Origin of the sequence: Mycobacterium sp. (genome assembly GCF_032161845.1) — a bacterium.
Taxonomy (GTDB): Bacteria; Actinomycetota; Actinomycetes; order Mycobacteriales; family Mycobacteriaceae; genus Mycobacterium.
This window is the reverse complement of sequence record NZ_JAVRQA010000190.1, coordinates 22,258-47,146: the sequence shown is the minus strand read 5'-3', so window position 1 is coordinate 47,146 and position 24,889 is coordinate 22,258. Positions and strand designations below refer to the sequence as shown.

Annotated in this window: 26 protein-coding genes and 1 pseudogene; 9 read left to right on the top strand and 18 right to left on the bottom strand. The window is 66.4% G+C overall.

Annotated features, from left to right (window positions below):
* The 4 genes and pseudogenes from QOD90_RS11075 to QOD90_RS11060 form a co-directional block, all read right to left on the bottom strand.
* Positions 1–326, bottom strand: a pseudogene (locus QOD90_RS11075) (class 1b ribonucleoside-diphosphate reductase subunit alpha); the annotation flags it as partial.
* Positions 293–736: a class Ib ribonucleoside-diphosphate reductase assembly flavoprotein NrdI gene (nrdI, locus tag QOD90_RS11070; RefSeq protein ID WP_526349545.1), complete on the bottom strand. Its 444-nt coding sequence runs from the start codon at positions 734–736 to the stop codon at positions 293–295. The pseudogene QOD90_RS11075 and the gene nrdI, both read right to left, overlap by 34 nt.
* Before the next feature lie 58 nt (positions 737–794).
* A complete protein-coding gene (locus QOD90_RS11065; protein WP_526349543.1) occupies positions 795–1,037 on the bottom strand; it encodes a redoxin NrdH in 243 nt (80 codons plus the stop codon).
* Between the two features lie 439 nt (positions 1,038–1,476).
* A complete protein-coding gene (locus tag QOD90_RS11060; protein WP_526349541.1) occupies positions 1,477–2,019 on the bottom strand; it encodes an NADPH-dependent FMN reductase in 543 nt (180 codons plus the stop codon).
* A 92-nt stretch (positions 2,020–2,111) separates the two neighbouring features.
* On the opposite strand from QOD90_RS11060, the gene QOD90_RS11055 reads away from it, so the two are divergent.
* From QOD90_RS11055 to phoA, 4 genes are all read left to right on the top strand, one after another.
* Positions 2,112–2,720, top strand: a complete 609-nt coding sequence (locus QOD90_RS11055; RefSeq protein WP_526349539.1) for a TetR/AcrR family transcriptional regulator — start codon at positions 2,112–2,114, stop codon at positions 2,718–2,720.
* A gap of 37 nt (positions 2,721–2,757) precedes the next feature.
* Entirely contained in the window at positions 2,758–3,813 is a 1,056-nt protein-coding gene (locus QOD90_RS11050) for a DNA polymerase IV (protein WP_526349537.1), read from the top strand.
* Between the two features lie 9 nt (positions 3,814–3,822).
* Positions 3,823–4,983 (top strand): AAA family ATPase, encoded by a 1,161-nt coding sequence (locus QOD90_RS11045; protein ID WP_526349535.1) that lies wholly within the window; start codon positions 3,823–3,825, stop codon positions 4,981–4,983.
* 89 nt (positions 4,984–5,072) lie between these two features.
* Positions 5,073–6,593, top strand: coding sequence for an alkaline phosphatase (gene phoA / locus QOD90_RS11040; protein ID WP_526349533.1), 1,521 nt, complete (start codon positions 5,073–5,075; stop codon positions 6,591–6,593).
* Here phoA and QOD90_RS11035 read toward each other — a convergent pair.
* Positions 6,580–7,434, bottom strand: coding sequence for an SDR family oxidoreductase (locus QOD90_RS11035; protein ID WP_526349531.1), 855 nt, complete (start codon positions 7,432–7,434; stop codon positions 6,580–6,582). The genes phoA and QOD90_RS11035 overlap by 14 nt on opposite strands.
* A gap of 22 nt (positions 7,435–7,456) precedes the next feature.
* A complete protein-coding gene (locus tag QOD90_RS11030; protein ID WP_526349529.1) occupies positions 7,457–8,092 on the bottom strand; it encodes a TetR/AcrR family transcriptional regulator in 636 nt (211 codons plus the stop codon).
* A 122-nt stretch (positions 8,093–8,214) separates the two neighbouring features.
* Between QOD90_RS11030 and QOD90_RS11025 the strand changes: the two genes are divergently transcribed.
* A complete protein-coding gene (locus QOD90_RS11025) occupies positions 8,215–9,696 on the top strand; it encodes a cytochrome P450 (protein ID WP_526349527.1) in 1,482 nt (493 codons plus the stop codon).
* Positions 9,697–9,715: 19 nt separating this feature from the next.
* On the opposite strand, the gene QOD90_RS11020 is transcribed toward QOD90_RS11025, so the two are convergent.
* The 3 genes from QOD90_RS11020 to QOD90_RS11010 form a co-directional block, all read right to left on the bottom strand.
* Positions 9,716–10,294, bottom strand: coding sequence for a DUF308 domain-containing protein (locus tag QOD90_RS11020; protein WP_526349525.1), 579 nt, complete (start codon positions 10,292–10,294; stop codon positions 9,716–9,718).
* 40 nt (positions 10,295–10,334) lie between these two features.
* Complete coding sequence (locus QOD90_RS11015) at positions 10,335–10,919, bottom strand: TetR/AcrR family transcriptional regulator (RefSeq protein WP_526349523.1); 585 nt, start codon at positions 10,917–10,919, stop codon at positions 10,335–10,337.
* Between the two features lie 85 nt (positions 10,920–11,004).
* A complete protein-coding gene (locus QOD90_RS11010; protein ID WP_526349521.1) occupies positions 11,005–11,499 on the bottom strand; it encodes a homocitrate synthase in 495 nt (164 codons plus the stop codon).
* 160 nt (positions 11,500–11,659) lie between these two features.
* On the opposite strand from QOD90_RS11010, the gene QOD90_RS11005 reads away from it, so the two are divergent.
* Positions 11,660–12,469 (top strand): sulfite exporter TauE/SafE family protein, encoded by an 810-nt coding sequence (locus QOD90_RS11005; RefSeq protein WP_526349519.1) that lies wholly within the window; start codon positions 11,660–11,662, stop codon positions 12,467–12,469.
* On the opposite strand, the gene QOD90_RS11000 is transcribed toward QOD90_RS11005, so the two are convergent.
* From QOD90_RS11000 to QOD90_RS10985, 4 genes are all read right to left on the bottom strand, one after another.
* A complete protein-coding gene (locus tag QOD90_RS11000) occupies positions 12,466–13,530 on the bottom strand; it encodes a phosphotransferase family protein (RefSeq protein ID WP_526349517.1) in 1,065 nt (354 codons plus the stop codon). The two genes, QOD90_RS11005 and QOD90_RS11000, sit on opposite strands and share 4 nt — an antisense overlap.
* A gap of 61 nt (positions 13,531–13,591) precedes the next feature.
* Positions 13,592–14,410, bottom strand: coding sequence for an SDR family NAD(P)-dependent oxidoreductase (locus QOD90_RS10995; protein WP_526349515.1), 819 nt, complete (start codon positions 14,408–14,410; stop codon positions 13,592–13,594).
* Positions 14,407–14,823, bottom strand: a complete 417-nt coding sequence (locus QOD90_RS10990; protein WP_526349513.1) for a nuclear transport factor 2 family protein — start codon at positions 14,821–14,823, stop codon at positions 14,407–14,409. The genes QOD90_RS10995 and QOD90_RS10990 overlap by 4 nt, the downstream gene beginning before the upstream one ends.
* Positions 14,823–15,869: a zinc-binding dehydrogenase gene (locus tag QOD90_RS10985; RefSeq protein ID WP_526349511.1), complete on the bottom strand. Its 1,047-nt coding sequence runs from the start codon at positions 15,867–15,869 to the stop codon at positions 14,823–14,825. The genes QOD90_RS10990 and QOD90_RS10985 overlap by 1 nt, the downstream gene beginning before the upstream one ends.
* A 101-nt stretch (positions 15,870–15,970) precedes the next feature.
* Between QOD90_RS10985 and QOD90_RS10980 the strand changes: the two genes are divergently transcribed.
* A complete protein-coding gene (locus QOD90_RS10980) occupies positions 15,971–16,837 on the top strand; it encodes a helix-turn-helix domain-containing protein (protein ID WP_526349509.1) in 867 nt (288 codons plus the stop codon).
* Here the strand turns inward: QOD90_RS10980 and QOD90_RS10975 are convergent.
* Positions 16,834–17,517 (bottom strand): cutinase family protein, encoded by a 684-nt coding sequence (locus QOD90_RS10975; protein WP_526349507.1) that lies wholly within the window; start codon positions 17,515–17,517, stop codon positions 16,834–16,836. The two genes, QOD90_RS10980 and QOD90_RS10975, sit on opposite strands and share 4 nt — an antisense overlap.
* Before the next feature lie 111 nt (positions 17,518–17,628).
* The gene (locus QOD90_RS10970) at positions 17,629–18,447 is read right to left on the bottom strand and encodes a methyltransferase domain-containing protein (RefSeq protein WP_526349505.1); all 819 of its coding nucleotides are present in this window, start codon (positions 18,445–18,447) and stop codon (positions 17,629–17,631) included.
* A gap of 106 nt (positions 18,448–18,553) precedes the next feature.
* On the opposite strand from QOD90_RS10970, the gene QOD90_RS10965 reads away from it, so the two are divergent.
* Positions 18,554–19,228 (top strand): winged helix-turn-helix transcriptional regulator, encoded by a 675-nt coding sequence (locus QOD90_RS10965; RefSeq protein ID WP_526349503.1) that lies wholly within the window; start codon positions 18,554–18,556, stop codon positions 19,226–19,228.
* 1 nt (position 19,229) lies between these two features.
* On the opposite strand, the gene QOD90_RS10960 is transcribed toward QOD90_RS10965, so the two are convergent.
* From QOD90_RS10960 to QOD90_RS10950, 3 genes are all read right to left on the bottom strand, one after another.
* Complete coding sequence (locus QOD90_RS10960; RefSeq protein WP_526349501.1) at positions 19,230–20,591, bottom strand: neutral zinc metallopeptidase; 1,362 nt, start codon at positions 20,589–20,591, stop codon at positions 19,230–19,232.
* A gap of 49 nt (positions 20,592–20,640) precedes the next feature.
* The gene (gene poxB, locus QOD90_RS10955) at positions 20,641–22,377 is read right to left on the bottom strand and encodes a ubiquinone-dependent pyruvate dehydrogenase (RefSeq protein WP_526349500.1); all 1,737 of its coding nucleotides are present in this window, start codon (positions 22,375–22,377) and stop codon (positions 20,641–20,643) included.
* 83 nt (positions 22,378–22,460) lie between these two features.
* Entirely contained in the window at positions 22,461–23,228 is a 768-nt protein-coding gene (locus tag QOD90_RS10950) for an SDR family NAD(P)-dependent oxidoreductase (RefSeq protein WP_526349499.1), read from the bottom strand.
* A 112-nt stretch (positions 23,229–23,340) separates the two neighbouring features.
* On the opposite strand from QOD90_RS10950, the gene QOD90_RS10945 reads away from it, so the two are divergent.
* On the top strand, positions 23,341–24,888 hold the full coding sequence (locus tag QOD90_RS10945; protein WP_526349497.1) for a molybdopterin-dependent oxidoreductase: 1,548 nt from the start codon (positions 23,341–23,343) through the stop codon (positions 24,886–24,888).
* The last annotated feature ends 1 nt before the right edge of the window (position 24,889 follow it).

Below are 24,889 nucleotides of genomic sequence, written 5' to 3'. Positions count from 1 at the left end.
GGAAACCGGAACTTCTTGGCGTAGGCGCGGTCGAGCAGGCTCTTGACGAAGTTGCGCGAGTACTGGTCGAGAACCTCACGCTCGTAGTAGTTCTCCTTGAGGAGGTAGTCGAGCTTCTCATCGACGTCGTGGAAGAAGACCGTGTTCTGGTTGACGTGCTCGCGGAAGTACTGGTGCGCGGCCTGCACGTCCATCTCGAACTGAATCTTGCCGTCAGCGTCGTACAGATTCAGCATCGCGTTGAGCGCATGGTAATCCGTCTCGCCGGGCAGCGCGCCCGGCGCGGCGGAGATTACAGGCTCTGCAGCTGTGACGGTTGGTGGCACGTCTGGTCCTTCCAGAAGTCAGCAAGGCCCATGCGGACGGCGTCCACGTCGTCCGGTGTGCCCATCAGTTCGAGGCGATAGAGGTACGGAACGCCACACTTACGGGAAACCACATCGCCCGCGTAGGCGAACTCGGCACCGAAGTTGTTGTTGCCCGCGGCGATGACGCCGCGGATCAGCGACCGGTTGTGTTCGTTGTTCAAGAAGGCGATGACCTGCTTGGGCACATAGCCACCGTCGTTGATGTCCGGTGTCGCGCGACCACCGCCGTAGGTTGGCAGTACCAACACGTAAGGCTCGTCGACCTCGATGCGTCCGTGCAGGGGAATCCGAGTGGCGGGCATTCCCAGCTTCTCGACGAAACGGTGGGTGTTTTCCGACACGCTGGAGAAGTACACGAGATTGCTCATCGTCGACTCCTTCCCGCTCTCCGAGGTTCCCTTAATATCTATGCCGTCACTGCGATATCTATGCCGTCACCGCGACCGCGCCGGCCAATGACTTGATCCGATCGGGCCGGAACCCTGACCAGTGATCGTTCCCCGCTACGACGACGGGCGCCTGCAGGTAACCGAGCGCCATGACGTAGTCACGCGCCTCGGTGTCCAGGCTGATGTCGACCTTCTCGCAGGCGATGCCCTGCTTGTCCAGCGCCTTGTAGGTGGCGTTGCACTGCACGCACGCGGGCTTGGTGTAGACGGTGACTGTCATCTTCGGCACGGCTCCTCTACGAAACTGGTCTGACTGGCTACTGCTATCCCCGTGAAGTTCAGCAGCCCGGAGACCCTTGAAATTCCTGCCGCCCGAAGCTGCCCGACTAGCGGCCGGTTGGCCCGACCTACCGTTTTGGAGAGCTCCGGCCGGCCCTTGATTGGTGTGGAACCTGGGGGCCTGTCGGTCTGCAAGACACTACACCTAGTGTCCGACAATCAGAAGAGATACAAGATGTTCTGAACGACATTGATGAAATTCCCTGGTGGTAAGCCTCCGAGCCGGAATCCTTCCGGCGTGTCGCACGTCACATCCGCTCCGTGTCGTGCGGGTGAACATGGTCTACCACCGGCCACCGACACCGCTCTGCGGCAGCTCTCCTACAGCAAAGCCGCCGACGAACCCCCATCGGGGCCGTCGGCGGCTTGGTGCTGCGGTGTCAGCCGATCTCGGCGACCAGCTTTCCCACCACCTCACGGACCTGTTGGACCACGTCGGCGCTCTCCCTCGGGTGCTTGCCGTCGAGCGATTTGAACGGCACCGAGAGCTTGAGATCCTCGACGATCCGCGGGCCTGCGATACCGAACGACTTGCGGGTCTCGTCGTGTGCCCACACGCCGCCGTACTGACCGAATGATCCGCCGATGACGGCCGCGGGCTTGCCCTTGAGGGCACCGTCGCCGAACGGCCGCGACAACCAGTCGATCGCGTTCTTGAGCACCCCGGGGATGCTGCCGTTGTACTCCGGCGTGATGACCAGCGCGGCATCCGCTTCCGCTGCGGCCAGACGCAGCGCCTGGACCGGTTCGGCCACCCCGTCGCCGTCGATGTCTTCGTTGTAGAACGGCAGCTCGCCAAGGCGGTCGAAAAGCTGCAACGACACTCCCGCCGGAGCCGACTCACTCGCCACCTCCGCGAGTTGGCGATTCACCGACGCCGCACGCAGACTGCCAACGAGTACCAATATCTTCACGTCTGCCATGTCCTCAAATCCTTCCGGTCAGTTCGTCCCGATCCTCGCACAACTCAACCGGACCACGGTCCGATTCATTCCGGCTGAGCTAAAGTGCAAGCATGAGTGTCGAGGACGGATTGGTCGGGTTGCCGGTCACCGACACCGCGCCCACCGAACGCGGCGACGCCGCGCGCAACCGCGTCCTGCTGCTGGCAGCCGCCCGCCGGCTGATCGACGAGCGCGGCGCCGACACCATCTCGATGGACGAGGTCGCCGCAGCCGCAGGCGTCGGCAAGGGCACTCTGTTCCGCCGCTTCGGCAGCCGCGCCGGTCTGATGATCGTGTTGCTCGACGAAGACGAGAAGGCCGAGCAACAGGCATTCATGTTCGGTCCTCCTCCGCTGGGACCTGGTGCGCCACCGCTGACCCGGCTACTGGCCTACGGCCGCGAGCGCCTGCGCTTCACGTGGGACCACCGCGTACTGCTCGCCGACGCCAACCGCGATCCGCAGATGCGTTTCAATGCCCCGGCCACCCTGCACCGCACCCACGTCCGGATGCTGCTCGAGGCGGCGGGCACCACCGGTGATCTCGACGCGCAGACCGATGCCCTGACGGCACTGCTCGACGCCGACTACCTCACCCATCAGGTCAACGATCTGGGCCGCAGTATCGAATCGCAGGGCGACGCGTGGGAATCGTTGGCGCGCAAGCTCTGCGGACGATGAGCGCTCGCGCGAAGAGCAGACGGGTCGGCTAGCCGGCATGTGGGTCCTGCACGTCGACCTAGACCAGTTCCTCGCCTCGGTCGAGCTGCGACGGCGCCCCGAGCTCGTCGGCCTGCCGGTCATCGTGGGCGGCAACGGCGACCCCGCCGAGCCGCGCAAGGTGGTGACGTGCGCGTCCTACGAAGCCCGTGAATTCGGCGTGCACGCAGGCATGCCGTTGCGCGTCGCCGCCCGAAAGTGCCCGGCGGCGACGTTCCTTCCTTCGGACCCCGCCGCCTACGACGAGGCCTCCGAACAGGTGATGGGCCTGCTTCGGGACCTTGGCCATCCACTCGAGGTGTGGGGTTGGGACGAGGCCTATCTCGGCGCCGACGTCGCGGACCCCTATGCTCTGGCCGAGCGCATCCGCGACGTCGTCGAGGCCGAGACGGGGCTGTCGTGCTCGGTCGGCATCAGCGACAACAAGCAGCGGGCCAAGGTGGCCACCGGATTCGGCAAGCCGGCGGGGATCTACCGACTGACCGACGACAACTGGATGACGGTGATGGGTGACCGCCCCGTCGACGCGCTCTGGGGTGTCGGCCCCAAGACGTCGAAACGACTTGCCGGCCTTGGCATCACCACCGTTGCCGACCTCGCGGTCGCCGACGCCGAACTGCTGGTGTCGACGTTCGGGCCAACGACCGGTCTGTGGATCCTGTTGCTGGCCAAGGGCGGCGGAGACACGACCGTCAGCGCCGAGCCGTGGGTGCCCAGGTCGCGCAGCCACGTGGTCACCTTCCCAGAAGATCTCACCGACCGCGCCGAGATGAACACGGCGGTCATCGGCCTTGCGCGCACGACGCTCGACGAGGTCGTCGCCCAGGGACGCACGGTGACCCGCGTCGCCGTCACCGTCCGCACCAAGACGTTCTACACGAGGACCAAGATTCGCAAGCTCGGCGCCGCGACCACCGACGAGTCGGTCATCGTCGACACCGCGCTGTCGGTGTTCGATCAGTTCGACCTCGATCGGCCGGTGCGATTGCTGGGCGTCCGTCTCGAACTGGCGATGCCGGCGGCTCCGGTGCCGAGTGTCACCGCAGCCACCTAGCCTCGACCCATGTTGCACACCGTCGCCATCCGCGGTTACCGCTCCATGCGCGAGGTCGTCGTTCCGCTGACGGGCCTCACCGTCGTCACCGGCGCCAACGGGACCGGCAAGTCTTCGGTCTACCGGGCGCTGCGCCTTCTCGCCGACTGTGGTCGCGGCGAAGTGATCGGCTCATTGGCGCGCGAAGGCGGCCTGCAGTCGGTGTTGTGGGCGGGGCCCGAACAGCTTGGCGGAGCGCGTCGTACCGGGCAGGCACAGGGCACCGGGCGCACACGACCGGTGTCACTCGAACTCGGTTATTCATCGGATGATTTCGGCTATCTCATCGATCTCGGCCTGCCTCAGGACGCCGGACACCGCTCGTTGTTCGCCCGCGATCCGGAGATCAAGCGGGAGGCGGTGTTCGCGGGCCCGAGGTTGCGACCGAGCTCGACGTTGGTCAGCCGAGTCCGCGACTACGCCGAAGTCGCCACGGAGTCAGGCCGCGGGTTCGACCAGCTGACGAAGGCACTGCCGGCCCACCGCAGCGTCCTCGCCGAGTACGCGCACCCCGGTGCGCTGCCCGAACTCGCCTCCGTTCGGGATCGGCTGCGCGACTGGCGGTTCTACGACGGATTCCGCGTCGACCCCGACGCGCCCGCTCGCCGGCCCCGCGTCGGCACCCGCACGCCAGTGTTGTCCGACGACGGCGGTAACCTGGCCGCCGCCGTCCAGACGATCGTCGAGGCCGGGTTCGACGACCTGCCCCGAGCCGTTGCCGACGCCTTCGACGGAGCCGAGGTGTCGGTGGCGGTGCACGACGGCCTCTTCGAGCTGCAACTGCACCAACGGGGCATGCTGCGTCCGCTGCGTGCCACCGAATTGTCCGACGGCACATTGCGATTCCTGCTCTGGGCGGCCGCCCTGCTCAGCCCGAGGCCACCATCACTGATGGTGCTCAACGAGCCAGAGACCTCGCTGCACCCCGACCTGGTGGCACCCCTGGCCGCGATGATCCGAACGGCCGCAGCGGGCACTCAAGTCGTCGTCGTCACCCACTCCAGGACGATGCGCGAGCAACTCGACACCGAGGACTCCAGCGAGATCGAGCTCCACAAGGAGTGGGGCGAGACCAGGGTCACCGACCAGACGATGCTCACCGCTCCCCCGTGGGAGTGGGGCAAGCGGTGACGCTTCCACTGTTCGCTCTGGAATAAGCCGCCGTTCACCCAGATCCCGTTCAATCTGCCAGGCAGTACACAGCGAATGAGGAGTCGAGGATGTCGAAGAGCTCGTATCTCAAGGTGGCCGTGGTGATCGGCGCGGTCACGGTGCTACCGCTGACGGCGTGCGGCGGCGACACCGAGAAGGCGGGCGGCGTTGACACCGTGACTCGCGCTGCCACCGGAGACTCGTCGGCCAACGGCGGCGCGCGCCGATTCGACGGAGATCAGAGCCAGGCGATTCGGGACGCGGTCAGCGCCTCGGGAGCCAAGAACGTCATCCTGCTGATCGGTGATGGCATGGGCGACTCCGAGATCACCCTCGCCCGCAATTACGACAAGGGCGCGGCGGGCTTCTTCACCGGTCTGGATGCTCTCCCCCTGACCGGGCAGTACACCACCTACGCGCTGCAGAAGAACGGCAAGCCCAATTACGTGACCGACTCCGCGGCCAGCGCGACGGGTTGGTCGACGGGCACCAAGACCTACAACGGCGCCCTCGGCATCGACGTCAAGGACGCCCCGCACGAGACGATCCTGGAACTCGCCATCGCGCAAGGCCGGGCGACCGGTGACATCACCACGTCCGAGATCCAGGACGCCACGCCTGCGGCGCTGTTCTCCCACATCACCGAACGCGACTGCTACGGCCCGAAGGAAACCGCCGAGGATTGCACGAGGGAAGCGTTGGAGAATGGCGGCCCCGGCTCGGTGACAGAACAGCTGCTGGCCGTGCGACCGGACATCACGATGGGTGGCGGCGCCGAGACCTTCGCCCAGACCGCCAACGGGGGCGAGTACCGCGGCAAGACGCTGGAAGTTCAGGCCAAGGAGCGTGGCTTCCAGATCGTCCGGACGGCAAGCGAATTGAACGGAATCGCCAAGGCCGACAAGGACGCGCCGCTACTCGGCCTGTTCGCCGACGGCAACCTGCCCGTCAGCTGGACGGGCCCCGCCGCGGTTCGCCAGGGCTATCTGCAGCCCGCGGCCAAGTGCGCCGACAACCCCGAGCGGGGTACCGAAGTGCCCCAGTTGGCCGCGATGACGAAGAAGTCGATCGAACTGCTCTCCGGCAGCGCCAAGGGCCACGACAAGGGCTTCTTCCTGCAGGTCGAGAGCGCCTCGATCGACAAGCGCGACCATGCCGCCGACCCGTGCGGGCAGATCGGTGAGACCGTCGCCTTCGACGAGGCGGTGCAGCAGGCGCTCGAGTTCGCGAAGAAGGACGGCAACACCCTGGTGATCGCGACGGCGGACCACGCGCACACCAGTCAGATCGTCGAGAACGTCACCGAAGACGACCTGCGTGGCGTTGCCGAAGATGCCAAGCTGCCGATGGAGCGGGTTCGCGACATCGTCTATCCCGGCCTCACCCGCAAACTCACCACCGCCGACGACGCCGAGATGACCGTGAACTACGGCTCGTCGACCGACGTCGCCGTGCAGGACCAGCCGCACACCGGCACCCAGCTGCGCATCGCGGCGTTCGGCCCGCGGGCGGCAAACGTGGTGGCGCTGACCGATCAGACCGATCTGTTCTTCACGATGACCGACGCGCTGGGACTCAACCGGTCTTAGCCGGCCGCAGTGCGCGGGTGAAGATCACGTTCACCCGTCGCATTGCGACGCTGTATGGCCACCAGGCAAAACGCTTGAATGCATACAGTGCCCGGATGTCACCGGAGGTATAGATGAGATACCGGTTGCGGGTCACACCGCGAAGGATCTTGTCGGCCACCAATTCCGGTGAGACGGCGTGCCCACTGAACCGCTCCACCCACTTGCGAACCTGCGGATGCTCACGGTCGACGCCCGCGATGTCGACGCTCTGGACCATCGGCGTCCTCACCGCGCCAGGAACGACGACGGACACCCCGATACCGTGCCTGGCGAGGTCGAACCGCAGCACCTCCGACAACCCGCGCAGGCCGTACTTGCTGGCGCTGTAGGCCGCGTGCCACGGTAACGCCACCAAACCCGCCGCCGAGGACACGTTGACGACGTGCCCGCCATTCCCGGCGAGAACCATTGGCGGAACGAACGTTTCGATGACGTGGATGGGACCCATCAGATTGATGGAGACCATCGACTCCCAATGCTGGTGGGTCAGATGACTGACCGTGCCCCACGCGGACACTCCGGCGATGTTCATCACCACGTCCATACTCGGGTGTGCGCCATGGATGTCAGCGGCGAAGGCGGCCACCTCGTCGTAGTTGGAGACGTCCAGCGCACGATGCGCCGAAACCAGGGCGCCGAGCGCGCGACAGTCCGCGACCGTTTCGGCCAGACCCTCGGCGTTGCGATCGGTGAGGAAGAGTTCGGCACCCTCGGCCGCCAACTTCAGCGCCGTCGATCGTCCGATTCCGCTGGCGGCCCCCGTCAGGAAGCACCGTTTGCCCGCAAATCCCTGTGCCATGACGGTGACCCTACCGACCGGCTCAGGCGCCGGAGACGTTCCCGCCGCCCCACAGCGCGGACATCCACAGCCGCTCGAGCACCTCGACGGCGCGCGCGGAGTCGTCGTTGCGGCCCACGAAAGCGCTGTCGTTGGACAGCGTCAGCGCCGTCGTCGCGGTGAGCGTGCGAACGAGGGCAGTCAGATCGTCGGAGATCGGCCGTGCACCAGCGTCCTGGCCGATCAGCCCGACGATCTTGTCGATCACCGTGTCGGAGAAGTCGTTCATCATGTCCCGAAGCTGCGCGTCGGTGTTCTGCGCCAGCGTGCAGGCCTTCATGATCGGATCGTTGTGCGAGAAGACCGCCGCCGCGCTTCCCACCATGCGCTTGGCGAACTCCGAGGGCGTCTCGCCCGGTTCACGCGGAGCGAAGTCGTGGGTCAGCTTGTCGAGTTCGGCCATCGCGTCGGCGACGACGACGGCCAGTACGGCGTACTTGGAGTCGAAGTAGAAGTAGAACCCCGACCGGGCGACGCCGGCACGCTCGCTGATCATGCTCACGGACAGATCGGAGAAGGCCTTGACCTCCAGTAGGTCGCGCACGGCGGCGACGATCGCGTCACGCTGCCGGTCGCCACGACTGCGGCGGCCCTCGCTGGGTACGGATTCGGCGCTCATCACCGACAACCTTTGCATCGACGCCACGCCAGATCAAAACTTGACATGCGTCAAGTGTGGCCTACAGGATGGGCGTAGCGAGTGATTTCGACCACTTACGTCCCCGGCCCAGGAGCTTCCCAATGGCGACCATCAGCACCCCGGAGTATTTGCTCGACCAGGCGAAGCGGCGATTCACGCCGTCGATCAACAACTTCCCCGGCATGGCGGCAGTCGAGCGCAAGCTGCTGCGCACCGACTTCCCCGAGAAGGTACTGGCCGAGCCTCCGGCAGGCAGCGGCCTCAAACCCGTGATGGGCGATGCCGGTCTACCGATCATCGGCCACATGGTGGAGATGTTCCGTGGCGGCCCCGAATACCTGATGCACCTGTACAAGACGAAGGGGCCCGTCTACTACGCCGATTCGCCGGTGCTGCCCGCTGTGACGGCGCTGGGACCCGATGCGGCTCAGGCGATCTACAGCAACCGCAACAAGGACTTCTCCCAGCAGGGTTGGACCCCGGTCATCGGACCGTTCTTCCACCGCGGCCTCATGCTCCTGGACTTCGACGAGCACATGTTCCACCGGCGAATCATGCAGGAGGCCTTCGTCCGCACCCGGTTGGTCGGTTACACCGAGCAGGTGGACACGGTGGTGTCGAAGGTCATCGCGAATGACTGGGTCGCCAACGATCCCCGGTTCCTGCTGTACCCCGCCATGAAGCAGATGACCCTCGACATCGCCTCGATGGTCTTCATGGGCCACGAGCCGGGCACCGACCCCGAGTTGGTCACCAAGGTCAACAACGCCTTCACCACGACGGTTCGCGCGGGCAACGCGATCATCCGTACCGGCGTCCCGCCGTTCACCTGGTGGCGCGGGCTGCAGGCCCGCAAGCTGCTGGAGAACTACTTCGAGGCGCGGGTGCGCGAACGCCGTGGCGCCGAGGGCAACGACTTGCTCACCGTGTTGTGCCAGACCGAGGACGACGACGGCAACAAGTTCTCCGACGCCGACATCGTCAACCACATGATCTTCCTGATGATGGCCGCGCACGACACCTCGACGTCCACGGCCACCACGATGGCCTACTACCTGGCGGAGAACCCGGAGTGGCAAGACCGCTGCCGCGACGAGTCCGACCGCCTTGGTGACGGCCCGGTGGACATCGAGTCGCTGGAGAAGCTGGAGGCTCTCGACCTCGTCATGAACGAGTCGATCCGGTTGGTCACGCCCGTGCAGTGGGCCATGCGACGAGCGGTCCGCGACACGGACCTGCTCGGCTATCACATCCCCGCGGGCACCAATGTGATCGCCTATCCGGGCCTGAATCACCGGCTCCCGGAGTTCTGGACGGACCCGATGAAGTTCGATCCGGACCGGTTCGCCGAGCCGCGCAGCGAGCACAAGAAGCACCGGTATGCGTTCACGCCCTTCGGCGGCGGTTCGCACAAGTGCATCGGCATGATGTTCGGCCAGCTCGAGGTGAAGGTGATCATGCACCGGCTGCTGCGCAAGTACCGGCTGGAGCTGGCGCATCCCGGTCGCAAGGCGGAGTGGGACTACGGCGGCATGCCGGTGCCGATGGACGGCATGCCGATCACCCTGCGTCCGCTGCGCTGAGGCGGCAGGGCTGCGGCGGCTACGCCGGTCCGCGACGACGACCGGAATAGGCCAGCCACAGCGCCGATACGAGGAAGTAGAAGGCGCCGAAAGCCGCATACGGGGCGACGTCGACGACGCCGGGTTCTACCGACCCACTGGCCTTGACGAGGAACGTAACGCCGACGACGGCGGACTGGGCTCCGCTGAGCACCATCGCCCACTGGGCACCGACACTTCGCCAGCGGCGCAGGCCCGTGGCGAGTTGGAAGAGACCCGAGAGGGTGGCCCAGACTCCGAATACGCCGAGGACGGCGAACATGCTCATTCCGAGCGCCACCACCACCGCCACGGCAGTCAGAATGCTGACGATCGCGTTGAGTGATTGGGTCGGATTGACCCTCAATCCGCCATTGCGTTGCGCGTCAACGACATTGGCGAGAGCGTCCCACGCCGGGTAGACGATCAGCAGTGCGCCAGCCAGGACGGTTGTGTCGGCGGCCAGGGCGAATGCCACGATCACCCAGACGATCGAGAACGCGGCCCGCGCGAAGTAGTAGGTCTTGAGCCAGCTTCTCCCGTCACCAATCGTGCGTTCTTCCAGCAGTCCTTCAGTCATTTCTTGCCTTTCATAGGTTGTCGGAGGTGATGCGGCCAGCTCAGTTGCGGGCCGCCAGGCCTTCGAGCAAGGGCTCGGTGATCAAGCCGAATATCTTCGGGTCGCCGTATGCGCGAGCCGACAGCATGGCGCCGTGGACTGCGGCCATGAACTTGTCCGCTTCCAGTGCCGCCGGGTCGGAAAGGGTGAATCGGCCCTGCTCGCAACCACTCTCGAGGACAGTGGTCAGCCACGTGGACAGCACCTGGAAGTAGGCCTTCACCTCCACTACGACCTCGTCGGGCAGGACGGGGATCTGGGTGGCGAGCAACGCGCACAGGCAGAAGGTGACGGTCCCGTCGTGAATGCAGTCAGCCCAGAACCCGACATAGGCACGGAGCTGGTCCATCGGGTCGGGGTTGCGCCGGGTCAGCTCGGCGAAACCTGCTTCCGCCTCGTCCCGATAACGCGCCACCAGAGTTCGGACCAGCGCGACCTTGGTCGGAAAGTAGTAATGAATGCTCGCCTTGCGGATACCGACGGTTTCGGCGATGTCGGCGTAGCTGAAGCCGTTGTAGCCGCCCTCGATCAGGAGTGTCCTGGCGCACCGAATGATTTCGTCCTCGGTGCTCGCGCCGGTCGTCATGATCATGAACCTACCTTCTAGTAGGTAGATACGTCAACTTTCAGGACGCCCCGTCGACGTGGTGGTCGGCATGGGCGACGAATGTCTACGCGCGCAACCGGTTCGCGCAGGCCACCACCGCGCGCAGCGCCGACTGCGTGGCGTCGTCCGACCAGCCCATCGCCCATTCGTCGCGGACACCGTCGGTACCTCGGATGAACGTCGCCGTGCACCCGTCGGCGCTGCGTTGATGAAACGCCGATATCTCGACGGCGATGCCCCGGTCGTGGAGCATCGCGGTCAGCGCGGCGACGGGACCGCTTGCCGCCGCGGTGGACGTGCCGATGCGGTCACCCACGGCGATCGTGGCCTGGTAATTGCGCGCCTGCGGACCCAGCAGGGTGGCGGGCCGGTAGGCGTCGGTGCACTGCCAATGCCCGAGCCGGAGCGGGCCAGAGGACGGCGAGTACCTGTCGTGGAATGCCTGTTTTGACATCGTGTGGGCCTCCTCGCGCAGCTCCCGAGGTAGCGGTCCGTTGAACTGCAGCGCGAACGAAGGGGCTGCGACAACGGCGGATGGTGTCGAAGAGGTGGAGTACACGTGCCGGTCTTCCCTGGAAGGAGGAATTGACCGACGGTGTAGCAACGACCCACAGCGAGGGGTCGGTCTGGATCAGACCCCGCTGCGGGTTGCTACTACGAGTCGCTTCGGCACGAACGCGATGTTAGACGCCGCGCTGCGGGGGACGCAACCCAATTGAATGTCCGTGGCTCCACTAGGGTTCATCGCCGATGGCGCCCAAGAGTTCGTGGTCAGTGTGAGTTGGTGGCATGCGGCGCTCCTCTTCGCCGCGGGGATCGGCGGCGGACTGTGCGGCAGCATCGCCGGGTTGGCGTCACTCACCACCTACCCCGCACTGCTGCTGATTGGGCTGCCTCCGGTGGCCGCGAACGTCACCAACACCGTCGCCCTGGTGTTCAACGCCGTCGGGTCGGTGTCGGCGTCGCTGCCCGAATTGAGCGGCCAGCGCTCGACGATGAAGAGATTGATTCCAGCGGCGGTGGTCGGCGGCGCGGCGGGCGCTGCACTGTTGTTGGCGATCCCGGCCGAGGGGTTCGAGAACGTCGTGCCGGTCCTCCTCGCGGCGTCGGCGGTGCTGATCGCACTGCCTCAGCGGGATCGCGTCGCGGGCATCCCTCGCAGCACCGCCCTGATCCTGTTGGAAACCCTTGCCATCCTCGCAATCTGTGTGTACGGCGGCTTCTTCGGTGCCGCGGCAGGGGTCCTGATGCTCGCCCTGTTCCTCCGCACCGGCAGCGACTCCCTCGCCCATGCCAACGCCACCAAGAACGTCATACTCGGTGTCGCGAACGGCACCGCGGCGCTCATCTTCATCGTGTTCGCGCCGATCCATTGGCTGGCCGTCGTCCCGCTCGGCGCAGGCTGCCTGCTCGGCTCGCGACTCGGGCCGTCGATAGTCCGGCGTGCGCCTGCCACGCCGCTTCGGCTACTGATCGCCGTCGCAGGCCTTGCCCTTGCCGTGAAACTCGGCGTTGACACCTACCGCTAGACGAACGGGTCCTCGCCCTTGGTCACCCGGGTGCCCAGCTCGATCAGCGACGTCGCCGACGCGTGCAGCCGCTGACCGGCGTCGGCGCTGGCTTGGCCGGCCAGGTGGCGCGACCAGGTGCCTTCGATGACGATGCCGAGTTTGAAGCAGGCCAGTGCCTTGAACCAGTCGAGGCGCGACGTCCGTCGACCGCCGGCTGCGGTGTACGCGTCGAATAGCTCGCCGCGGTTCGCGAGGCTGCCAAGGGCCGCCAACTCCGAGCCTGCATCGATGGTGTTGGGGTCCGACGGCCAGCACACCATCATCCAGCCGAGGTCCAGAAGCGGATCCCCGATCGTGCACATCTCCCAGTCGATGAAGGCCGCTACCTCAGGTCTGTCGCGGCGCAACAGCACGTTGTTGAGGTGGGCGTCACCGTGCATGATGCCGGGCTCGCCGTCCTCGGGCCGGTTGTCCTCGAGCCACGTCGCCAACTGCGCCACTTCTGGCAGTGACCGCGGGTCGTAGGCCTCGTGCCGATAGCTTTCGAGTAGGGCCAGGAACTGCGGAACCTGGCGTGCCAGAAAGGATCCAGGCCGCCGAATCGCCGCAAGCGGGCTCCCTTCCCATTCCACGCTGCCGAGTTGAGCCAGGCTGGCGGCGTAGGCCAATCCGACGTCGTGTCGGATGGCGGAATCGTCGACATAGGCCTGCGCCATCTCGTTGCCCGGGTTGAAGCCGTCGACCTCCTCCATCAGGTAGAACACCACGCCAAGGACGTCGAGATCGGCACAGCCCGCGATGAAACCCGGATGCGGTACCGGGGTGCCCGCCAGAGTCGTCAAGACCGCGATTTCGCGGAGCATCGTCTTGTCGCTGTTCGGCCGCGGGTGCTGCGGTGGGCGACGCAGCACCATCGGCCGACCGTCGATCCGCAGGCGCACCACGATGTTCTGGCTGCCGCCAGTCAGGGCTTCCACATCGGTCACCTGTGACCCGAGTCCCGTTTCGCGGACCCAGATCCCAAGCGCGTCGATGTCGGCGTCGGTCAGGGTCGGGGTCGGGGTCGGGTCATCGGCCATGGCTGACATCGTCGCGCCCCGATCGGCGGGCCGCTGGCGGTTCCACCGAAGTCGTTGCCTCTCAGGTTGTTCCGGGCCCCATCGAAGCGGCACTGGCCGCGATCATCAGCGCAACCGCGTCGTTGCGCGGCAACGAGGTCAGCATCTGCATGCCAGCGCGCATGGTTTCGCCGACCAGGCGGGTCGGTCCATTGCTCAGGTTGTCGAATGCTTCGGCGACCACCTCCTCGACCGTCGCGGAGTCTACCGGTGGCGCGTCTTCCGTCGTCGTCCCAAGCCCCCGCTCGAGACGGCGGAGGGCGGGGGTGTCGGTCTTGCCCAGAATCAGGCCGAGGACGTCGACGCCTTTGTCGTGGAGTTCACTCCAGAGGGCCTCGGCGAACACCATGTCGAACGCCTTCGTGGCGGCATAGGCCACCATGTTCGGCGCGCCGACGAAGCCGGCACCCGACCCGAACACGACGATGCCGCCGCTGCCCCGCTCGACCATCGCGGGCGCGTACTGGTGACACAGTTGGACGAGCGTGGTGCAGTTGCGCTGGATCATCGCCTCGGCCGCGGACACCGGGTTGGCCAGGAACGGTTGAAAGTCGGGGTCGGCGCCCGCGCAATGGACGAAGAAGCCGACGTCGAGGTCCGAGGTAGCGGCAGCGATCGTCGCGGCCGCGTGCTTCTCTGCGAGATCGACTGCCAGCGTTCGGGTCTGGGCACCGGTTCTGAACTCGATGCCAGCGGCGACCTCATCGAGTACCGCTTGGCGACGGGCCAGCAACACGACGTTCACGCCGCGCTCTGCGAGCCCCTCCGCGATTGCCGAGCCAACCCCGTCCGACGCGCCTGCGACGACCGCCCACGGTCCGTACTTCTCGGCGAAGGTCATGACCCGTCCCCCACCGTGGTGACGCGCACCGGAGTGAAACGACGGCGGGCGATCCGCCATCCGATCGCGGTGCGTATCACGTCGTCGTCGTAGAACCCGACGGCGTTGACGCCGGAGTTGCCATCGCCGAACATGATCAGGCCGTCCACGTAGGTGCGCGCCTGCGCTCTGTCGCCGTCGACCGCGATGACCTGGTTCGTCAGCCGGTGCATCGTGTGGCCCGCTGCCGCATGCGAGGTCTCCATGAAGTCGGTGACGGCGTCGATGCCGTGCCACGCGCCGATCTCGCCGTAGTCCAATTCGCAGTCGTCGACGAACGCCGTCCGGAACAACGTCCAGTCACGACGGTCGATGCCGGTGGCATACCGCAGCAGAACATCGGAGATGTCTTGGCGGTCTTCGCGTTCGGTCATCAGAGCGCTCCATTCGGGTGGACGACGATCCGCGGCGGTCCGTCGGATCTGCGGGCTCGATCGAGCGCGTCGGGCACGCCATCGAGGTCGATGATCTGACCGACGCTCGGCAGCGGGTCCAGGCGGCCAACGGCAATGGCGTCGAGCGTGCCGTACCAGTCCTGGGGCATCGGGCCGCCGCCGAACTGGATGGTGACGCCCTGCCGGGTCGCGGTGGTGATGTCCAGGGTGTCGCCGGTGTACCAGCCACCCGCACAGTAGATTCGGGTCCCCATGTCGGCCGACTCGACGATCCGCTGAATCAACCCAGTGGCGCCAACGCATTCGAAGATCACGCACGGCCCCCAGAGGTTGCGTTCGGCGCGGACTTCGCGCCACACGTCGACCGGCGAGCTCTCACCGGAGTCGACCAGGATGTGGGCGCCGAAGTGCCTTGCGAGGTTCCTACGGTCAGCCTTGAAGTCCGACACGATGATTGGCTCGACGCCTCGGCCGGCCAGTGCGGCGACCGCCGAGAGTCCGATCGCCCCGGCCCCGATCACGACCGGGATCTCGCCGGCCGCGAGGTTCGCGGATCGGACGTAGAACTCACCGACGGCGAAGGCATCGACCAGTGCGACGGCATCGCTGGAGACATCGCCCGCGACGGGCTTGGCCAGCGCCTCGGCGACCACTACCAATTCGCCGAAGCTCCCCTGCGCCTCTGGATGCTGGCCGATGATTCGCGAGCCGTTGGCACCCCGGTTGACCAATCGGATCGGGATCGACGTGGCTCGGCTGCCGAGCGGGATCTCCTCGGTGCAGCCGGGCCCGTACCCGATGACTTCGCCGACGAACTCGTGCCCGAGGACGATGTCGCAATCCGGGTCGTACAGGGAACGCCCGGTGGGGTCGTCGATCGCCAATTCGGGATGGTCCATGAAGTGCACGTCCGACGCACAGATGGCGGTACTGAGCGTCTTCAACAGCAACTCGCCGTCGCCGGGCACCGGGTCGGGCGTCTGGCGGACCGCCAGCTCGCCGTTTCGCAGGACGACCGCACGCATTTCAACCCGCCTTCGTTGCATTTCTCGAATATTCGATAAAGACTGTCGAGATATCGATATTGCTGCCAGACGGTAAGCCAGGTGTGGGCGAGGAGTCAAGGATGAGAGGTTCGACGTCGGCCCCGACCGAACGCGTTCTCGACGTCGTGGAGCTGCTCGCCCGTCCCGGTCGAGAGCGTCTCCGGTTTTCGGACGTGGCAAGAGAACTCGATCTGACTCAGGCCACCGTGCACGCCATCCTGAAGACGCTGTGGGATCGCGGCTGGGTCAGCAGGGACCCGCGAGACAAGACCTTCTCGCTCGGGCCCGCGCTGGCGGTGGTCGCGGGCCGCGCAGACCTGACGCGCTCGCTGGCTCACGACGCCAGAGAGGCCGCGATCGAATTGTCGGCCGAGCTCGGTTATCGGGCCTCGGTGCTCGAACGGCACGCCGACTCCCTGATGATCACCGCCTACGAGGGCGGAGATCCGTCCGACGCGGGTGGCTATCCCGGCGAACGCATTCCGTACGCACCGCCATTCGGGGTCGCCTTCGCGGCGTGGGACAGCCCCGACGGTCAGCAGGCCTGGATTCAGCGCACCGCGGCGTCCAATCCCGCGCTCGCCGCAAACCTCGCGGAGTCCCTCACCCGCACCCGCGAGCGTGGCTACGACGTCGACCTGACGACGCCCGCCCTGGCCCAGACCGCCCAGCTGGTCGGCGCTCTGCAGAGCGACGGCATGCCTGCGCACGTCCGCCAGATCATGGATCAGCTTCTGGTCGAGACGATGGTCGGCTTCACCGACGACGAGGCGGCCCTCGGCGCGCGACCGGTGGCGACCGTCGCCGCACCCGTCTTCGACGAGTTCGGCAGCGTCGCACTGATTCTCGCCGTCCACCCACTGGCGCCCCAGACCACGGCCCAGGTCGCGTCCATCGGACGACGACTCACGTTGGCCGCCAAGGCCATCGGAGCCATCGAAGCCTAGGCAGCAGAGGCGATGTCGGCCTTGATCCGGTCAGCGGCGAACGCCGCTGCCTGGCTGACCAGTCCGGCCTCGACGTATTGGCTGTGTGCGGGGCGGTCGTCGCCTGCCGAGCACACGGGGTCGGCGCCGTTGCACAGGTCGATGGTCTTGGCTCCGTACAGCGGGCTCAGCGCGGTCAGCGAACCACCGAAGCGATTCAGCGGATTACCGAGGACGGCAACGGCGGCAACGTGATTCGCCACTTCGGGCGCCATTGGCTGGCCCAAGCCGAACAACGCCGCCGGGTCACCGGTTATCCCGTCGATCACGGCGGCACCCTGCGAGTAGCCGCCGAGGACGATCTTGGTTCCCGGGCAGGCCGCCGCGGTGGCCTGGACGTGGGCACTGGCGTCCTTGGCGCCGGCGGTGGCCTGCATGAAGTCGTAGGACGCGGGGTAGTTCACCGCGTACGTGCTGACGGTCTTGCCCTTGAGATCGCCCTTGAGCGCATCGACGAAGGCCTGTCCCTCGCGGCCAAGTCCAGCCGGCTCTGCGGTGCCACGGGCGAACACCACTTCCACGGCGGAGCAGCCGGAGGCCGCCGATGCGGTAGGGGTACCGAGGCTGATCAAGCCTGCGGCGATCAGCCCGCCGGTGGCCATGCCCGCCAGCAGTGCGTTGGTCTTCAACTGAACGGACATCGGGCCTGCTCCTCGGTCGACTTCTTCGGGTGATGCGATTGATTAGTCGAACTCCGCAATCGCTCACCGAATTCCCATCGAAGAAAGTCGACGCCAAGTGTGAGCCAGAACTCACCGCTTGCTGGCGACCACCAAGAGGTACTCCCACTCCATCGACGACGACTCGCCTAGCGCATCGTCTGCGAGGCCGGCGATGTCGGCGTCCAGTGCCTCCATCCGACCCTTGTCGTCGCCGAGTCCGCTGTACGCCGCGATCGTCGGCCCGTAGTTCGCCTTGAAGTACTCCCGAAACTGCGCACCGTCGGCGAAGAGGTCGACGGGCAGGGCTTCCCTCGCCGACCGGACGTCGGTGACGCGATCACCGAGCAGCGCGAGGACGTGGTCTTCGCTTCCCCACAGCGGCGGTGACGACACACCGGCCTGCGGCGCAGCCACGTACGGCTTCATGGTGGCGAACAGCCTGCCGATGAAACCCGCAGGCGTCCAGCTGAGTAGCCCGATCGTCCCTCCGGGCCGACACACCCTGAGCAATTCGTCCGCGGCCTGTTGGTGGTGGGGCGCAAACATCACGCCGATGCACGACAGCACCGCGTCGAACGAGTCGTCGTCGAACGGCAGCGCCTCGGCGTTCGCCTCTTGCCAGTCGAGTTCGATCCCCCGCTGCGCGGCGATGGCGCGACCCTCTTCGAGAAGCCGTGGGCACAGGTCGCTCGCGATGACCGTCGCCCCCGCCGCTGCGGCGGCGATCGCGGCGTTGCCCGTCCCCGCCGCCACGTCGAGCACACGGTCACCGGAGCCGACGCCGGTCTGCGCCACCAGCGTCGGCCCCAGTGGGGCGACCAGGTGGTCGGCGATCGTCCGATAATCGCCAAACGCCCACAGCGCACGGTGCTTGGCTTCGAGTTCACGGTCTTGCACGACGCCATTCATGACTTTCCTCCATGTCCAGTGCCGTCATCCTCGCGCGGAGGATGTGGGCGATCTAGTTACAGATCTGTACCGCCACTGGTTTCATGGCACTACGGGAGGTGGCGACGTGTCCGGATATGGCCAGTTCTGTCCGATGTCGAAGGCGATGGAGCTTCTCGACGAGCGATGGACACTGCTCGTCGTGCGCGAAATGCTGTTGGGAAGTCGTCATTTCAACGATCTGAGGCGCGGGGTGCCGAAGATGTCGCCCGCGCTGCTGTCGAAGCGATTGAAGTCACTCACCCGCGCTGGGGTGGTGGAACGCACCGAGGTCGACGGACGCACCACCTATGCGCTGACCCAGTGCGGCCAGGAACTCGGCGAGGTCGTCGATGCGCTGGGCCGGTGGGGCGTGCGCTGGGTCGGCGAGTTGGGTGAGGCCGACCTCGACCCGCACCTGCTGATGTGGGACATCCGCCGGACCGTCCCGATCGACCAGTGGCCGCACTCGCGCACCACCATCGCCTTTCAGCTCGGCGGCGTGGCGGTCAAGGCATCCCGGTGGTGGCTGGTCGTGGTCGACGGTCACGCCGATGTCTGCGACTTCGACCCCGGCTACGAGGTCAGCGGCACGGTGCAGACCACCTTGTTGACGCTCACTCGGATCTGGCGCGGTGACGTCGACTGGGCGCACGCACTGCTCGACGGCAGCGCGGCCGTGTCAGGCCCAGCCGACGTCCGCCGCGCCATCCCGGCGTGGATCGGTCAGGGCGCCAAGGCCGCCGTGCCGCGGCCGGCCTGAACTACGTGGTGTACGAGAGACAGGCCTGGGCCCCGTCGATGACGCCCTCGCGGAACGCGCGGGTGCGGTCGAAGCCCGCTCCCTGCCGATCGACGTCGCCGTCGCCGCGGAACAGCAGTAGCGCCTTGATGCCCTCGTCGAGATCGCCTGGCGAGATGTGGAAGCTACTGGTGGCCTTGCGGTTGTAGAGGATGACGCTGGCCGTGTACGCGCCCGCCAGGCAGTCACCGCGCGCGGTGGAGGTCTTCTCGTCGGAGTCGTCGCCAAGCCGGTTGAGCACGGCGAGCCCCCACTGGGTGGCGAGCAGGGTCGCGAAGGCATAGTCCCCACCCTGGGCGTAGATCGCCGGCATCGCGTCCGCATTGTCCCATCCGACGTAATCCTCTGGCACGCAATAGAACAGCGCGTACCCCTTGGCCGACTGGCCACCACATTCCGGCGGGCTCGACGGATCGAACGGCTGCTGCGGCGCCAAGGGCTTCCAAGCCTCGCCTTCGGTCAGTTCGGGGTAGACCTGGCTCCAGTAATCCTCGAGGTCGTACGGAACTCCGTTGGCGATCGAGTCATACGGTGCCTCGCCACCGGTGGCCTCGTCTGCGGCGTCGTTGAAGGGAAGTTCGAGGACGATCGGATCGCCGTCCTTGTACTCCTTGCACTTTTCGACGCCGTTGTCGTAGCCGTCCTGGAAGGCGCTGACGCGGTCGAAGCCGCTGCCATGCGCCGACGGATCCTGGACGTTGGTTCCCGGGCTGTCGCGTAGATCGAGGATGCCTGCGAGGGCCTTGTCGAGGTCGGCGCTGTTGACGTCGAAGACCTTCTCGTCCTGGGCATGCTTCGACCAACCCCCGGCGAAGCAGTCGGCCTGCAGTTCCGAGCTGACGGTCAATTCGTTCTGGTCGAAGAAGCCCGACCGCTGCTGCATGGCGTGTCCCCACTCGTGCGCGAGCACGATCGGAATGACGAAGTCGCCGTACTTCTTTTGAAGTTCGGGCAGCAGACCGGTGGAGTCCCACGCCACGGAGTCATCGAGCTTGCAGTAGAAGGCGTTGCCTGCGACGTCGTCGTAACTCGACGCGCAGGCGGGGCCCGACTCCGAGTCCGGGGTCAGCGCGTACAGCCCACCTTCGACCGGCTTGTAGTCCTCGTTGTAGAGCTTCGGGAACTGGTCCGCCCAGAAGCTTTGCAGATCGGCGATGGCCTCGATGGCGAGCTTGTTCACCGGGGTGGACGGGTCGCCTTCGATCTTGATGTTGCTCGTGTCGGGCTTCTTCGCCGTGGGGCTGGGAATCTCGGGCTTGACCCCGCCGCCGCACCCGGCGACCAGCATGACGGCAGCAAACATCGCCAACGTGATCTTGAACATGGGCAAACCATAGCGGCAGCTGTCAGTTTGCGAAAGTTTTGCTGAGTGTTTAGTCCAAAATCCGTCGCGACACATTGGTGGTGACCAAGTCGAGCAACTCGTCGGCACGCCCGGCCATGATGGTCCGGATCGCGTAGAGCGAGAAGCCCTTCGCTTGTTCGGCGCTGATCGCGGGCGGGATGGATAGCTCTTGACGGGCGGTGACGACGTCCACGATTGCGGGTCCGTCGTGAGCGAACGCGTCGGTGAGCGCCTGCTCCAGCTCGCCGGGATGCTCGACCCGGCGCCCGAAGGCACCCATCGCGCGGCCCACGGCGGCAAAGTCGGGGTTGACGAGTTCCGTGCCGAAGTTGACGATGCCGGCCGCCTTCATCTCGAGCTCGACGAAGTTCAGCGACGAGTTGTTGAAGACGATCACCTTCACCGGCAGCCGGTTCTGCAACAGCGTGATGAGCTCACCGAACAGCATGGTCAGTCCGCCGTCGCCGGCGAACGCGACCACCTGTCTGCCAGGGAATGCCGTCTGCGCGCCGATGGCGTGGGGCAGCGCGCACGCCATGGTGCCGTGGTTGAACGAGCCGACGAGCCTGCGCTTACCGTTCATGCGGAGGTATCTGGCCGCCCACACCACCGGAGAGCCGACGTCCACGGTGAACAAGGCATCGTCCGATGCCAACTGATCAGCCAGTGCCGCAACGTATTCCGGTCGAATCGGGGTGCGGTTTCGGTCGTTGACCGCCAACTTGTCCATCGACTTGCGCGTCTTCGCGTAGTGCCGCAACGACCGGTCGAGGTGCTCGCGTGACGGCTTCTGCATCAGCAGTGGTTGCAGCGCCGCCACCGTGTCTGCGACTGTCCCGACCAGCCCGAGGTCGATTGGCGTGCGGCGGCCCAGGTTTCGGCCGCGGACGTCGACCTGCACGATGCGGGCCTTGTCCGGATAGAACTGCTGATACGGAAAGTCGGTGCCCAGCATCAGCAGGGTGTCGGCCTCCTTGATGGCCTTGTAACCCGAGGCGAACCCGAGCAGGCCGGTCATGCCGACGTCGTATGGGTTGTCGTACTCGATGAACTCCTTGCCCCGCAGGGCGTGGACGACGGGAGCGTTGAGCGTGCTCGCCAGGCGGACGAGTTCGTCGTGGGCGCCCTGCACACCCGCACCGCCGAGGATGGTGACTCGCTCGCCGGCATTGAGGATCTCGGCCGCGCGGCGCAGGCTCTCGTCGTCCGGTCGCACCACGGAGCGGGTCGGCAGAATCGGCTTGGCAAGCCAGCCGGATTCTTCCGCGGGCGATAGGAAGATCTCGCCGGGGACGACGACCACGGCGACGCCGTTCTCCTCGATCGCAGCGCGCATGGCCATCTCGATGATGCGTGGCGCCATCTGCGGTGTGCTGACGAGCTCGCAGTAGACGCTGCATTCGCTGAAGAGGTCCTGCGGGTGGGTCTCCTGGAAGTACTCCGAGCCGATCTCGCTGCGCGGGATGTGTGCGGCGATGGCCAGCACCGGCACGCGAGAGCGCTGCGCGTCGAAGAGCCCGTTGATGAGGTGCAGGTTGCCCGGTCCACAGCTGCCTGCGCAGACCGCCAACTGGCCCGTCAGCGCGGCATCGGCAGCCGCGGCGAACGCTGCCGTCTCCTCGTGGCGGACGTGTTGCCACGTGACGTCGGCAGAGCGGCGGATGGCGTCGGTGAATCCGTTGAGGCTGTCGCCGGGCAGCCCGTACACCCGTCGCACGCCGCTTCGCGCCAGCGCGGCGATGATCTGAGTTGCGACGGTAGCCATTTCGACCTCCCCGCTGCGATTTCGGCGCGGAAATCCGCGTCCAGCGCGGATTTGCGCGCCGAAATCACCTTACGTGGGGAGCTCTACTTGGGGGCGAAGCGCTGGCCGGCGTCCAAGCGAAGGCACTGACCGTTGAGCATGGGGTTGTCCACGATCGCCGTCACCAGCTTGGCGTACTCCTCGGGCTTGCCGAGCCGCTTCGGGAACGCCGCATCCTTGGTGAGCGCGCTGGCGAACTCGTCGGGAATGCCCTTCGTGAGGCCGGTGGCGAACAGGCTCGGCGCAATGGCCAGCACGCGGATGCCCAGACTGCCGAGATCGCGCGCCATCGTCAGGCACATGCCCGCGATCCCTGCCTTGGACGCCGTGTAGGCGACCTGTCCGATCTGGCCCTCGAACGCGGCGATCGACGCGGTGTTGATGATGACCCCGCGCTCCTCGGCGTCGTCGTCAACGGGCTCCTGCTTGCTCATTTGGAACGCCGCGAGGCGGCTGATGTTGAAGCTGCCCACCAGGTTGAGATCGATGGTCTTCCGGAAGGAGTCCAGATCGTGCGGGCCGTCCTTCTTGATGGTGCGCTCGCCGATCCCGCCGCCCGCGGTGGTCACGATGATGTGCAGCCCACCGAGTTCATCGATGGCCTTCTGCAACACCTCTTCGGTCCCGCTGAAGTCGGTGACGTCCACCCCGTGGAAGCCCGCGCCGAGCTCGGCAGCGACCGCCTTACCGTCGGACTGGGGCCGGTCGAGGATCGCCACGCTCGCGCCCTTGGCGATCAGCGACTCGACCGTTGCCCGCCCGAACCCGGACGCACCGCCCACCACGATCGCCTTCTTGCCCGAGATCTCCATGTAACTCCCTTTCGCTGGGGTACTTTCCAAATTGAGCCCAAACTGTAAAGCAACCTATCCGACGTCACTTTCCGGTAATACCCGTGGGTGACGTAGTCGGTAGCTTGGCGGCATGGCCCAAACGGCAACACGTCCGAGTGGACTGACGGGCCTTGCCGCCGCGGCGGTAGCGCTGGGCGTCGCTCAGCTGAGCGCGGTGCCCTTCGGCCCACACGCCGACTCCAGAACCGCCATCGGCTCGACCGTCATCGACCTCACGCCGGGGCCGGTCAAGGAATGGGCGATCCAACTGTTCGGCACGTCCGACAAGTTGTTCCTGACGGTCGTCGTACTGGTCGGCATCGGCGTGATCGCCGCGCTGACGTCGCAGTACGAGACACGTCACCGACCCGTCGGCAGCATCGCGATCGTGGTGGCCGGAGCGCTCGGATGCGCTGCCGTGCTCAGCCGGGCCGGCGCGACGCCGATCGACGTCCTCCCAACGCTGATCGGCACCGTGTGCGGCGTGTTGGTCCTGCGACTGCTCGTCTCCGGCCGCATCGTCAACGCCGCGCCGGCAGCGGACCCGTCGTCGACCGACTCGCCCGACCGGGGCCGACGACTGTCCTTGGTGACGCTCGGTTTCATCGGCGCGGGAGCCATCGCCGGCGTCGCGGGCGCGGTGCTGAACCGGCTGAACTCGTCGGTGGCCGGCGACCGTACCGCCTTCACCCTGCCTACCGCGCGCACCTCTGCGCCGCCGCTACCGCCACCGTCGGTCCAGCCCCCCGGGGTGGCCCTTCCGCCGTTCATCACGCCCAACGCCGACTTCTACCGGATCGACACCGCGTTGAGCGTGCCGCAGCTCAGCAGGGCGGACTGGCGTCTCAAGATTCACGGCATGGTCGACCGCGAGGTCACGCTCACGTTCGACGACCTGCAGCAGTTCGAGGTCGTCGAGCAGATCGTGACGCTGACGTGCGTCTCCAATCCGGTCGGCGGCGACCTCGTCTCGAACGCCAAGTGGACGGGCTACCGGGTCCGAGACCTGTTGGCCGGGGCGGGTATTCACCCCGACGCGGACATGGCGATGTCGACGTCGATCGACGGATTCACCGCGGGCACGCCGGTCGAGGCACTCACCGACCAGCGCAACTCGCTCTTGGCCATCGGGATGAACGACGCACCGCTGCCCACCGAACACGGGTATCCCGCCCGCCTGGTCGTGCCCGGGTTGTACGGCTACGTCTCGGCGACCAAGTGGGTCGTCGATGTCGAGCTCACCCGTTTCGACCGCGCGCAGGCCTACTGGACCCGCCTCGGGTGGTCGCCGCGCGGACCCATCAAGACCGAGTCGAAGATCGAGGTCCCCCGCAACGGTCAGGTCATCCCCCGCGGGCCGGTGACCTTCGGCGGGGTGGCGTGGGCCCAGCAGCGTGGCGTCCAGGCGGTCGAGGTGAAGATCGACGACGGGCCGTGGCAACAGGCGCAACTCGGCACCAGCTTCTCCAAGGACACCTGGCGGCTGTGGAGTTTCGGGTGGCGGGCCGACCAGCCAGGCCCGCACGAGATCGCGGTACGTGCGACCGACGGCACCGGCGCCGTGCAGACCTCCGAGCAGGCCGACGTCATACCCGACGGAGCGACCGGCTGGCACACGGTGTCGTTCGACGTGAAGTAGT